11 protein-coding genes are annotated in these 12,949 nt (G+C 44.7%); 7 read left to right on the forward strand and 4 right to left on the reverse strand.

Annotated features, from left to right (window positions below; all coding sequences use genetic code 11):
• Positions 1-710: 710 nt before the first annotated feature.
• Positions 711-2,465, reverse strand: coding sequence for a pyruvate kinase (pyk, locus tag WN50_RS15760; RefSeq protein ID WP_046281152.1), 1,755 nt, complete (start codon positions 2,463-2,465; stop codon positions 711-713).
• Between the two features lie 237 nt (positions 2,466-2,702).
• Complete coding sequence (locus WN50_RS15765) at positions 2,703-3,524, reverse strand: COP23 domain-containing protein (protein WP_046281153.1); 822 nt, start codon at positions 3,522-3,524, stop codon at positions 2,703-2,705.
• A gap of 143 nt (positions 3,525-3,667) precedes the next feature.
• On the opposite strand from WN50_RS15765, the gene crtR reads away from it, so the two are divergent.
• The 7 genes from crtR (at position 3,668) to WN50_RS15800 (ending at position 11,405) form a co-directional block, all read left to right on the forward strand.
• On the forward strand, positions 3,668-4,540 hold the full coding sequence (gene crtR / locus WN50_RS15770) for a beta-carotene hydroxylase (protein ID WP_046281154.1): 873 nt from the start codon (positions 3,668-3,670) through the stop codon (positions 4,538-4,540).
• A gap of 93 nt (positions 4,541-4,633) precedes the next feature.
• A complete protein-coding gene (lepB, locus tag WN50_RS15775; RefSeq protein WP_152964830.1) occupies positions 4,634-5,221 on the forward strand; it encodes a signal peptidase I in 588 nt (195 codons plus the stop codon).
• A 203-nt stretch (positions 5,222-5,424) separates the two neighbouring features.
• Positions 5,425-5,748 carry a DUF1825 family protein gene (locus WN50_RS15780; protein ID WP_046281155.1) on the forward strand — a complete coding sequence of 108 codons (324 nt, stop codon included), beginning with the start codon at positions 5,425-5,427 and terminating at the stop codon, positions 5,746-5,748.
• A 218-nt stretch (positions 5,749-5,966) separates the two neighbouring features.
• Positions 5,967-7,781, forward strand: coding sequence for a translation elongation factor 4 (gene lepA / locus WN50_RS15785; protein WP_046281156.1), 1,815 nt, complete (start codon positions 5,967-5,969; stop codon positions 7,779-7,781).
• A 574-nt stretch (positions 7,782-8,355) separates the two neighbouring features.
• On the forward strand, positions 8,356-9,303 hold the full coding sequence (locus WN50_RS15790) for a UDP-glucuronic acid decarboxylase family protein (RefSeq protein ID WP_046281157.1): 948 nt from the start codon (positions 8,356-8,358) through the stop codon (positions 9,301-9,303).
• 122 nt (positions 9,304-9,425) lie between these two features.
• A complete protein-coding gene (locus WN50_RS15795) occupies positions 9,426-10,790 on the forward strand; it encodes a UDP-glucose dehydrogenase family protein (RefSeq protein WP_046281158.1) in 1,365 nt (454 codons plus the stop codon).
• Positions 10,791-10,985: 195 nt separating this feature from the next.
• Entirely contained in the window at positions 10,986-11,405 is a 420-nt protein-coding gene (locus WN50_RS15800) for a tetratricopeptide repeat protein (protein WP_160315392.1), read from the forward strand.
• A gap of 35 nt (positions 11,406-11,440) precedes the next feature.
• Here the strand turns inward: WN50_RS15800 and WN50_RS15805 are convergent, their stop codons facing one another.
• Together WN50_RS15805 and WN50_RS35370 are read right to left on the reverse strand one after the other, a co-directional pair.
• On the reverse strand, positions 11,441-12,646 hold the full coding sequence (locus WN50_RS15805; RefSeq protein ID WP_053221530.1) for an RNA-guided endonuclease InsQ/TnpB family protein: 1,206 nt from the start codon (positions 12,644-12,646) through the stop codon (positions 11,441-11,443).
• Between the two features lie 5 nt (positions 12,647-12,651).
• A complete protein-coding gene (locus WN50_RS35370; RefSeq protein ID WP_200906263.1) occupies positions 12,652-12,813 on the reverse strand; it encodes an HNH endonuclease in 162 nt (53 codons plus the stop codon).
• Between the last annotated feature and the right edge of the window lie 136 nt (positions 12,814-12,949).

Consider the following 12,949-nt stretch of genomic DNA (forward strand, 5'->3'; position numbering starts at 1 on the left):
TATTTATACTGTTTTTAATTTCGAGCCAACTTGTATGCTCAACCTGCAAGACTTACAGCATCTAACATCTGTTGATTTTATATAAAGATACGAAAAGCTTCTGTTAAAGTTATATTGAGTCACTAATTTTGTACAAATCAAAGACACTTTTTGAGATAAAAATTACTTAAAATGTGAAAAAGATGAGTCAATATAGTCACCAGTTATAGCAGTAAGCGAATACATTAGGACATTTCTAAATCATAAAACCCCTTCACCGTCTACTGATCCGGTGTTCCCTGTTCCCTGTTCCCGATTCAAGTAGCGCTATATCAGTTATATATAGCAATCAGAAATGATTTGTGAGAAATCTAAAAGCTGATAAAAAGTCTGTAACGACTTTCCAAGATTGCCTTTTGCCTCTTGCCTTTTGCCTTTTGCAAGAAGATATGACACACAACTCAGAACGGACTGCTATAGCACTACGCATTATGGTTAGGACATTAGTAAAAGCGAAAAGTTGGCGGTGTCGGTTTCCGGAGTCCGTGTCGCCTGGGGTCTCCCCAGGCGTTTATACCGGACGTTCCCGCCAAACTTTTTAAGAAGCTGAAAACCTTTTGTAGTCTAACTTTTGCCTCTCTTACAAACTGTGCTTCTGGCGGAAACCGCGCCCGTCGCAAGTTTGCGCTTTTGCCTTTTGCAAGATTGCCTAGCGCGTAGCGCTATAACAGTTAACTGATTGATCCTCCCGTCGCCCCCGAATACACCGAACCCCGTTGCATATCCAAAGTTAAAATAGTGCCATTGCGAATAACCTTCGTCGCATTTTTCACCCCAACAATCACCGGAATTCCCAAACGCAAACCAATCACCGCCGCATGAGAAGTCAAACTATCCACTTCCGTGACAATTCCAGAAGCTTTACGAATCACCTCTAAAAACTCAGCGCTGGTTTGAGGAACAACCAAAATATCACCCAAACTAAAATCACCTAACTGCAAAGCATCTTTTGCCACTCTCGCCCGTCCTGTAACCGAACCCTGACCAACAGCCGTTCCTTTCCCTAACAAAGCGTTGACCACTTCCACTTTCACCAAATCCGTCGAACCCGGAACCCCTTGCAGAGTTCCCGCCGTCGTCACCACCAAATCCCCATCAGACAGTAAATGATTTTCTCGGGCGACATTCACCGCCGACTGAAACGTTTGATCCGTAGAAGACAAATCTAAGACCAATAAAGGCTTCACCCCCCAAACCAAACTCAACTGTCTCGCCACTTCCACATGAGGCGTCACGGCTAAAATCGGGGTAGCAGGGCGAAACTTTGAAACATTCCGAGCCGTTGCTCCGGTTTTCGTTAAAGTCATAATCGCGGCCGCATCCACTTGTTGAGCAATTTGAGCCACCGCCGCCGAAATCGCATTGGGAACAGATCGCCCCGTATCAGCCACCGTAGAAATATTACGGGTAATCCCTTCTTTTTCAATGCGAGTCGCAATTCGAGCCATCGTTGCGACTGCTTCGACCGGGTATTTACCCACAGCCGTTTCGTTAGACAACATCACCGCATCGGTACCATCTAAAATCGCATTCGCCACATCAGAAATCTCAGCCCGAGTCGGTCGAGGATTGCCCACCATACTGTCTAACATTTGAGTCGCCGTAATCACGGGAATTCCCATGCGGTTCGCCGTGACAATCAACCGCTTTTGTAAAATGGGGACATCTTCAGCCGGAAGTTCCACCCCTAAATCTCCCCGAGCGACCATTACACCGTTACAGAGGGTGAGGATTTCTTCCATCTGTTCGATCGCCTCGTGTTTCTCAACTTTGGCGATTACAGGAACATTTTTGCCTGCACTGGCGATCAGTTCTTTGATTTCCAAAACATCTTGAGGATTTCTCACAAAAGAAAGGGCGACCCAATCCACCCCTTGATCGAGGCCGAACATCAAATCCTTACGATCCTTGTCCGTTAAGGCTTTAATCGACAAATACACCCCCGGAAAATTAACCCCTTTGCTGTTGGAAAGCGGCCCTCCTACAACGACCCGACAATGCAGTTCTTTCGTCAAAGAGTCAACTTTTTCCACAATCATTTCCACTTTGCCATCATCGAGCAAAATGTTTGCACCTTCTGGAACTTCATCAGCCAGGGGTTCGTAGGTGACAGAGGAGATTTCTTGGGTTCCCGGTAACAGACGTGGCGTCAGAATGAAGGGATCGTCTCGTTTGAGGACAATGGAACCGTTTTCAAATTTACCTAAACGAATTTTCGGGCCTTGGAGATCTTGTAGAATGCCAACGGGTTGATTCAGTTCAAAGGAGATTTGCCGAATCATCCGAATACTGCGTTGATGATCTTCGTGAGTACCGTGAGAAAAGTTGAGTCGCAGAGTTGTTGCACCTGCTTCTATTAAGGCGCGTAAAACTTCAGGCTGGGCGGTTGCAGGGCCAATGGTGGCGACAATTTTAGTTCGGTGCATCTTTACAGTTATCAGTTATCAGTTTGGTAGGGGCGAGTTCCATCAAAATGTATATCTTCCCACAAATATAGCGGTGTGCGATCGCGATCGGGTACTCCCAAAAACCCGCTTTCTATTGAGAAACCGGGTTTTTAATCGAACTTGTGCCTCTAAAAATTGAAAACCGCTATGACTTCTCTAAACCCAGCTTTAGAGTGATCAGTTTTTTCTCTTGTCACCAGCCCACCTGTTGCCTGTTCACTGTAACTTTGCGCCTGTTCCACCATCTTCGGGGGCGAGGAAGGGTTTCAGGTTAATCCCTTGGGAGCGATTTTGTTGAGTAGAGTTGCCACCCGTACCGCCTCGGAAGATACCCTGAATAATATCACCCGTGCTGCTTTCGTCGGTGAGCGTATATACGCCTTGGGTCGCAGTACCGCTATCAGCGACGACGAGGTTTTGGAAAATGCGATCGCGGACTTGTTGGGGGTTTTCTCCAGTCGGTACAGTTAAGACAATTCGACAACTGGGGATATCTTCGGTTGTCGCACAAATCACGTTATAGCCGTTTTCTACACTGGTTAGCAATTCATACAGTCCATCGGGTCTATAGGACTCTAAACGGCTACTGATTTCGTTACAGCGACGATCAGGAGTCCAACCCCCTCCCATTTCACCGGGAACCGCCCAAGCAAAGCCTTGATTGTCTTGACTAACCGGATAATACATGACAGTATATTCACCCCCAATGATTTCACATCTAAACCGAGGTTCAGTCGCCGTTTCGGTTTGAATTTCCTCCACAGGGATCGGAGTATTGCTGGGCGAGTCGGGAAGCGGTGAACCTTGGGTTTGACGGGGTTCAGTTTGAGTTTCGCTGGTTTCCGGTGTTGGAACTCGGATGTCCCGACTATCATCGTTTTGTTGAGGAAACCATCCAGGAGTACGACCCCCTCCTGTCCAGTTGGGTCTAGCTTGGGCAGAGCCAAAACCCAATAAAATGAAAACACTCACCGATAAACTGAGAATTCGGTGTAGATTGGAGCTGAGGTGAGAACGAGACTTTAAACGAGAGGACATGGAATTTTTCTCCTTCTTCGGGTAAATTTAAAGTTGGTTTTCAACTTGTTAAACTGAGATTCATTTTTGTCACGAAACTTTACAGTTTGCGGCAGAGTCTCATAAAATACAGTGGTGTGACAGAATAAGGAGTACGAACAGTAATGTCGGAGGCCGGGAAGGCACTGACGGCTCCCAAGGAGTTTCTTCTCCCGGAGGGGGGCTTCAATTTAACGCTACTGATGTTCCTAGTTGCAGTAGCTTTAGTAACAACATCGGCGATCGGATATTGGTGTTGGAATTGGGTAGGTTGGTGTTGTTTTTTCATTAACGTGCTGGCTCTGCACTTAGCAGGAACAGTGATTCACGATGCTTCTCATAATTCAGCGCATCGAAATCGGATTGTGAATGCCATTCTGGGACATGGCAGTGCGCTCATGCTCGGTTTTGCCTTTCCAGTGTTTACACGGGTTCACATACAGCACCATGCTCATGTTAATGATCCAGACAACGACCCGGATCATTTTGTTTCCACAGGCGGGCCTTTATGGTTGATTGCAGCTCGTTTCTTTTACCATGAGGTATTTTTCTTTAAACGGCAACTTTGGCGAAAATATGAGCTTTTGGAATGGTTTTTGAGTCGGTTAGTCGTCTTTAGCATCGTCGGCTGTTCGATACATTATGGCTTTACCGCATATATCCTCAACTATTGGTTTTCACCTGCGCTAGTTGTGGGTTTGGCTTTGGGGTTATTTTTTGATTACCTGCCTCATCGCCCTTTTCAAGAGCGAAATCGCTGGAAAAACGCCAGAGTTTACCCCAGTGCTATCCTGAATATCTTAATTCTCGGTCAGAATTATCATCTGATTCATCATCTGTGGCCGTCGATTCCTTGGTATCAATACAAACCCGCCTATGAGAAAATGAAACCCTTATTAGATGCTAAAGGTTCACCTCAAACCTTGGGGTTGTTACAAGGAAAAGATTTTCGGGGTTTTCTTTACGATATATTTTTGGGAATACGCTTTCATCCTTGAGAGAGAGTCAACCCCTGAAAAATATGTAGATCTGACCTCGGAAAATCCAACTCAAATTTGATAAATTTCACTTAAATTCGTTGGTTTCACTAGATGGAAATGCCCTCACCGCCGCCGAAAACTCAAACCGAGACCTCACAAACCCGATTGCTCAAGCTTTGGAGTGAACATCGGGAAAATCTTTTGATTTTGGCGATCGCTCTGGTATTGTCTGTGTTGATCCGAATGTTTGTCGCCGAACCGCGCTACATTCCCTCCGATTCAATGATTCCCACTCTGGAAATCGGCGATCGCTTGGTGGTTGAAAAGGTTTCTTATCACCTCCATCCCCCAAAAGCCGGAGAGATCGTAGTGTTTAGCCCTCCTAAACAGTTACAAGTTCAGGGCTATTCAATTCAACAAGCCTTTATTAAACGGATTATCGCCCAAGCCGGTCAAACGGTCGCGGTACGCAATGGCATTGTTTATGTAGATAACCAACCGCTCAAAGAAGACTACATTGCTGAACCGCCAGCTTACAACTGGGGACCTGGGAAGGTTCCGGCCGATCATTACTTTGTCATGGGTGATAACCGCAACGACAGCAATGATTCTCATATTTGGGGCTTTCTCCCCCAAGAAAATATCATTGGTCATGCAGCTTTTCGCTTCTGGCCCTTTGAACGCTGGGGACAAGTCTAGGGGATTTCAGGGGGGGGGAGATTGTTCCCCCAAAAAATTGGCTCGTTGGGAGTCACCCTTGTTCCCCCGACTCTGCTAAGTACGGAAATTGCGACTAAAAACGGAGTGAGGACTGTTCATCTTGACTGTTAGAATAATATCAATAAAAACTTGGGAATTTCCTGAGTGTAAATGGTTGCAGTTAGGTTGAAGAAAGGGCAGCTATGGGATTTTTTGATTCAGAGATCGTTCAGCAAGAAGCCAAGCAGTTATTTGAAGATTATCAGGCTTTAATTAAACTCGGCGGTGATTACGGCAAGTTTGATCGCGAAGGGAAAAAAATCTTTATCCAACAGATGGAGTCGATCATGGATCGTTACCGCATCTTTATGAAGCGGTTTGAACTATCTGAAGATTTTATGGCTCAGATGACAATGGAACAGTTGAAAACTCAACTGGGTCAATTTGGAATTACACCCGATCAAATGTTCGTTCAGATGAACACAACACTAGAACGCATGAAAGCCGAGTTGGAAAAGCAATCCTAGCGACTGGAGTGGAAGCTGACCCGACCTTCGTTAGAGCAAAAGTGTTTACATGAACTGTCGTTTTGATTTGAGTTGGCAGTTGAGTCGCCCCCAAAAATTGAGAAAAAAGTATAAAAGCCTTACATTCAGACCAGCCTGGTTTTGTTAAAATACGTTAAGTAAGTCGTAACCCTCCTGATGCCATCTCGAACACAAGCTCTCCCTGTGGAAATCTCCCTATGACAAACGTTCCTGTTTCTCGGATTCGCAACTTTTCAATTATTGCTCACATTGATCACGGAAAGTCAACCTTAGCCGATCGCCTGTTACAAGAGACAGGTACAGTGGCTCAACGGGAGATGAAAGAGCAGTTCCTCGATTCGATGGATTTGGAACGAGAGCGCGGCATTACGATTAAGTTGCAAGCGGCTCGTATGGACTATACGGCAAAAGATGGCAATCATTATGTGCTGAATCTGATTGATACTCCGGGTCATGTGGATTTTTCCTATGAAGTGTCGCGAAGTCTCGCTGCTTGTGAAGGGGCGTTACTCGTCGTAGATGCTTCTCAGGGGGTAGAAGCTCAAACCTTGGCAAATGTTTATCTCGCGCTCGAAAATAACCTAGAGATTATCCCGGTATTAAACAAAATAGATTTACCTGGAGCCGAACCTGAACGAGTCAAGGGAGAAATCGAAGAAATTATCGGTTTAGACTGCTCAGGCGCGATTTTAGCCTCGGCTAAAGAAGGAATTGGCATTAATGAAATCTTAGAGTCAATTGTTAAATTAATTCCAGCTCCTCAAGATACCGTTTCCCAAAAGTTACGGGCGTTAATTTTTGATAGCTACTACGATAGTTATCGAGGTGTAATTGTTTATTTTCGAGTCATGGATGGTCGTCTGAAAAAAGGCGATCGCATCCGTTTAATGGCTTCCCAAAAAGAATACGAAATTGATGAAATAGGCGTTTTGTCTCCGACTCAAAAACCCGTTGATGAACTTCACGCCGGAGAAGTGGGTTATTTAGCCGCAGCAATTAAAGCCGTTGAAGATGCCCGAGTTGGAGATACAATTACATTAGCCAAGGATGCCGCAGAATCACCCTTACCCGGTTACAAAGAAGCAAATCCGATGGTATTTTGTGGCTTGTTTCCGACAGATTCCGATCAATTTCCTGAGCTTCGCGAAGCCCTTGATAAACTGAAGTTGAATGATTCAGCTCTTTCTTATGAACCGGAAACCTCAACGGCGATGGGATTTGGGTTTCGCTGCGGGTTTTTAGGTTTACTGCATATGGAAATCGTGCAGGAACGTTTAGAACGGGAATATGATCTTGATTTAATTGTGACTTCTCCCTCCGTTGTTTATCAAGTAACGACCTTAAAAGGGGAAGTGTTAATGATAGATAACCCCAGCAATTTACCCGAACCCAATCAGCGAGAAAAGATCGAAGAACCCTATGTGCGGGTAGAAATGATTACCCCCGAAGAATATGTGGGCACCTTGATGGATTTGGGTCAAACTCGTCGGGGTGATTTTAAAGACATGAAATATTTGACCCAGGGACGGACAACCCTAGTCTATGAAGTTCCCCTGGCGGAAGTGGTGACGGATTTCTTTGATCAGATGAAGTCTCGGACTCGGGGCTATGCGAGTATGGAGTATCATTTGATTGGCTATCGGGTGAATCCTTTAGTAAAGTTAGATCTGTTGATCAATGGTGATCCGGTCGATTCCCTTTCGATGATTGTTCACCGAGATAAGGCTTATAATGTCGGTCGAGGAATGGTCGAGAAGTTGAAAGAGTTGATTCCTCGTCATCAGTTTAAGGTGCCTCTGCAAGCCGCGATTGGGTCTAAAGTGATTGCGAGTGAACATATTCCGGCGTTGCGAAAAGATGTGTTAGCCAAGTGTTACGGGGGAGACATCAGTCGCAAGAAGAAATTACTCGCCAAACAAGCAAAAGGGAAAAAACGCATGAAGTCTCTAGGATCAGTTGATGTTCCCCAAGAAGCGTTTATGGCGGTATTGCGACTCAATCAAGAATCGTGACGTACTCCCACATCATCATCTTTGATTGAGCCTGTTTGAGTATAGACGTAGCATACTATGTCTATACGAATCCCCCTAAACCCTAACCCCTGTTCCTTCTTGTCGCATTTTTTTCGAGATTTCAGTTCAGATTCGCATCTGTTGGGGGTTGACAAGGGGTCGGGGATACTGATAAATTATTAATAGTGTATTTTATAATCGGGTATTGATAAAAATATTTTTTTCGCGACTATCCCATTATTAAATAATGATACCCGGAGCGGCCCCAAAAAGTCAAGAGGGTCTTGGAAAAAAAATCGCGAAATTTGCGGGAAAAACGAGTTGGAACGCAACAATCAAATAATCGTTTGTTCCCATTGACAATGACATAGAAATGTGATGCGATGGATTTGGTTGGATTTTTCAATTTGCCCTTTGAAAGTTTGACTCAGTTGGGCTGAAATTTGGTCAGGGAATTTAGCGTTGCATCAAGTCAATACAGTAAACCCCAAAGCTCAACTTCTGTTGATTTGGATTTGAAGCCAGAGTTTTGTACTATGGAATTACCCTCTACGTTTGCGTGGTACGTGCAGCAATGAGAATTTTAGTAACAGGCGGAGCAGGTTTCATCGGTTCACACCTCATTGATCGCCTAATGCAACAGGGACATGAGGTTGTATGCCTGGATAATTTCTTTACAGGTACGAAGCGAAACCTAATTAAATGGCTGGGAAATCCTTACTTTGAATTGATTCGCCATGATATCACAGAACCGATTCGCATAGAAGCAGATCAAATTTACCACTTGGCTTGTCCGGCTTCTCCAGTTCATTATCAGTACAACCCCGTCAAAACCATTAAAACCAATGTACTGGGAACCCTAAATATGCTGGGGTTAGCCAAACGGGTAAAAGCAAGGTTTTTGCTGGCTTCAACTTCCGAAGTGTATGGCGATCCGGATGTACATCCTCAAACAGAAGACTATCGGGGAAATGTCAATCCGATTGGGATTCGCAGTTGTTACGATGAAGGTAAACGAGTTGCTGAAACCTTAGCCTTTGACTATCACCGCCAAAATGGGGTCGATATTCGAGTCGCTCGGATTTTTAATACCTATGGACCTCGAATGTTAGAACATGATGGTCGAGTCGTGAGTAACTTTGTGGTACAAGCTTTGCAAGGAATTCCGTTAACGGTCTATGGCGATGGTTCTCAAACTCGCAGCTTTTGCTATGTGTCTGACTTGGTAGAAGGGTTGATGCGTTTGATGAATGGGGATTATATTGGCCCTGTGAATATGGGAAATCCCGATGAATATACCATCCTGGAATTAGCACAAAAAATTCAGCACATGATTAATCCTGATGCGGAAATTCAATTTAAACCGCTTCCTCAAGACGACCCCAGACAAAGACAACCGGACATCACCAAAGCCAAAACTTACTTGAATTGGGAACCGACTATTGGACTAGAAGACGGCTTAAACTTGACGATTGAGGACTTCCGCCAACGAATTTTCGAGGAAAAGTCTAAACAACAATAGAATAGAAATAGGATTCATCAGGCAGCGATACCATTTGAATCCCAGTAAGATGATCAGAAACCCAGGTCATCTAAAACGATATTGCTTTTTTGTTTCGTTCATAGAATGAGGATATCATTATTATGCGAGTTTGTGTGATTGGTACTGGATATGTTGGCTTAGTAACTGGAGTGTGCCTCGCTCATACTGGCCACGATGTACTCTGCGTAGATAATAACGAAGAAAAAGTCAAATTGATGAGATCCGGACAGTCACCGATTTATGAACCGGGTTTATCAGAATTAATGAAGAAAAATATGGAGGAAGGACGCTTGTCCTTTACTTCGGATTTAGCCGAAGGGGTGAGTCACGGGGATATATTATTTATTGCGGTTGGAACTCCGGCTTTACCAACAGGTGAAAGTGATACTCGCTATGTCGAAGCTGTAGCTCGTGGAATTGGTTCTCACTTAAGCAAAGGTTACAAAGTGGTTGTGAATAAGTCAACGGTACCGATTGGTTCGGGTGACTGGGTGCGGATGATTGTTCTCGATGGAGTTGCAGAACAACAAAAGCAACAGGGAGGAAGCGGAACAGTAGAAGTTGAATTTGATGTGGTGAGTAACCCCGAATTTTTGCGAGAAGGTTCAGCAATTTATGACACGTTTAACCCTGATCGGATTGTTTTGGGGAGCAATAGCCAAAAAGCATTGGAGATGATGCAAGAGCTTTATAAACCGATTATAGAGCGTAAGTGTGCTGAAGATCCGACTTTACCTGCGGTTCCAGTTGTGATGACGGACCTCAGTTCAGCCGAGATGGTGAAATATGCGGCGAATTCTTTCTTAGCAACTAAAATTAGCTTTATTAATGAAATTGCCAATATTTGCGATCGCGTCGGAGCAGATGTTAAACAGGTTGCGGTTGGTATTGGCTTAGACTCCCGAATTGGGAGTAAGTTCTTACAAGCAGGAATTGGTTGGGGGGGTTCTTGTTTCCCGAAGGATGTTTCAGCCTTAATTCATACCGCCGATGACTACAATTATGAAGCGCAGTTGTTAAAAGCGGCTGTTGAAGTGAACAATCGTCAACGGTTAATGGCGGTTGAAAAGTTACAACAAATGCTGAAAATTCTCAAAGGTAAAACCATCGGATTGTTAGGCTTAACATTCAAACCGGATACCGATGATTTGCGAGATGCTCCCGCTTTAAATATTATTGAACAACTCAACCGTTTGGGAGCCAAAGTTAAAGCTTACGATCCGATTATCTCTCAAACCGGAATGCGTCATGGTTTATCCAATGTGATTGTTGAAACTGATCCAGAACTGTTAGCCGATGGTTGCGATGCGTTAGTTGTGATTACTGAATGGGAACAGTTTCAGAAACTCGACTACAGTAAGATGGCGAAGTTAATGCACTCGGCTGTATTGATTGATGGACGGAACTACTTGGATCGCCAACAGTTAGAAAAAGCTGGATTCCAATATATTGGTATCGGACACTAAACTCTAAATTTTTAGCAGTTAGCGTTTAAAACATCAGACGGGAGAGATGAAAGATACTCTTCCGTCTTGATTTTAACTATTATGTCATCCGGTTTACGGTTAACGGTTGTCAACCCCCCACCTATCCTCAACTGAAAACTATCATAAATTTTCGGAAGCCAGATGAGTCTTAATAGAAGTGTTAAGGGGAAAGTTATGACATCTAGTCTGTATCACCAGGCACTAGAACAGCTTCAAGCAGGAGATCTAGCAGGAGCATTGCAGAGCCTGGATCAAGCTCTCAATGAGCATCCTGAGTTTGCTGATGCTCTTTATCAAAGGGGGAAGCTACGAGTCAAACTGGGGGATTTACAGGGCGCACTCGCTGATTATACTGAGGTACTTCGTCTCCAACCCACAATCGAAGCATTTCTGAAGCGAGGTTTGATCTATTTGATGATGGATGCAGCCCCCGCCGCGATCATAGATGCCCAGCAAGCAACACGATTAGCGCCCAGATTTGCAGCAGCCTACCAGCTTTTGGGTAAAGCCTATCGACAAGTGGGAAATACTGAACAGGCAATTACAGCATACAAACAGGCTGTTCGCTGCTATATTGAACAACAAGACAATTGACACTCCCCAGCGCTAGAAGCGCGGGGATTCTAGCTTCAGCGTCGTTGCTTGCTCTTGCAGGTCTTGCGACCAACAGGAGTAGAGGCTACAACTCCACTAGCGTTACTTCCGGGTTGCCCACCCGTAGCGGCAGGTGCTACAACGGGGGGAACCCCCGCAACGCACTGCCTTGCCTTTGCACGACTTAAGATTACTTTGGCAGCATTCACGTCCCGATGTTCAACGTGACCACAAGTAGGGCAAGAATGAGTGCGAGTGCTTAGAGTTTTTTGGACTTTAGTACCGCACTTGCTGCATTCTTGGCTTGTGAAATGTGGAGGAACAGCAATTACTTCCCTGCCAAACTTCTGCCCAAAGTATTCGAGCCAGAGGCGGAATTGATACCAAGAAACATCATTAATACTTTTGGCTAGCTTGTGATTTTTCACCAGTCCGCTTACATTTAAGTCTTCCAAGACAACCTTAGCGTTTGCTAGGCATAAGTTACGCGCCAGTCTCTTAGCGTGTTCTTCTCTTTGTCGAGTTACTCTTAAATGCTTGCGTCCATAAACACCACGAGCTTTTTTCCGTCCGCTTGACCCCTTCTTTTTCTTGTAAATTTGACGCTGAGAGCGCAAGATATTCTTCTCGGCTTTGCGTAAAAACCGAGGATTTTCCTCGTGATTGCCGGAAGAGTCGGAATAAAAGTATTCTAGTCCAACATCAATACCGACTTCTGTATTAGTATTTGGCGCATCTTGCTGATTATCAGCCTTGACGCAAAATTGCACGTAGTAGCCATCAGCTTTTCGTACAATGCGAACTCGCTTGATTAGGTCTAAAGGAAAAGTGTGAATATCCCATTTTCCTAACAACTTGAGTGAGCCAATACCTTTTTTGTCGGTGAAATTAATACGACGCTTGGATGAATGCAATTTCCAGCCAGAAACCTTGTACTCAACCGAACGGGTATTTTTCTTGAACCGAGGGTACCCTTTCTTCCCAGGCTTCTTTTTCTTGCAATTGTCGAAAAATCGATTGATTGCACGTTCTACATTCTCAACAGATGCTTGACAAGCATGGGAGTTTAGTTCTGCAACGAATGTGTACTCTGCACGTAACTGAGTGTTGTACTGGTACATCTCTTTTTTGCCGACACCTCGATTATCCATCCAGTATCTCAGCACTTTGTTGTCGGGTAGGAGAGCATACGTCGCCGCATCTCTCCCCCCTAAGAACCGGACTTGACAGTTTCCCATCATCCGGCTCAAGCCTCCAGAGTCTCAGAACATTTACCCGTATGTACGTGCTTGTGGCAGGTGAGGTGTAGGTGGACTAGGTTGTCTTCCCTGTTAGTACCCCCATCCTTTACTTGCACTTTATGGTGGGTGTGTAGCTTTTCTCCATTAAACAGGTGTTCACCGCATATTGGGCATTTCCAGCTTTGGTTTTGGGCTACTTTAAATAGCTTTGAACCTCTTGCAAAGTATGTTTTCCCGTAGTTGGTTCTACGTTTTTCCCAGTATTCGGTTAGTTTGGGGTCGTCGGGGGATGCTGTTCCCTTG

Source organism: Limnoraphis robusta CS-951, from assembly GCF_000972705.2.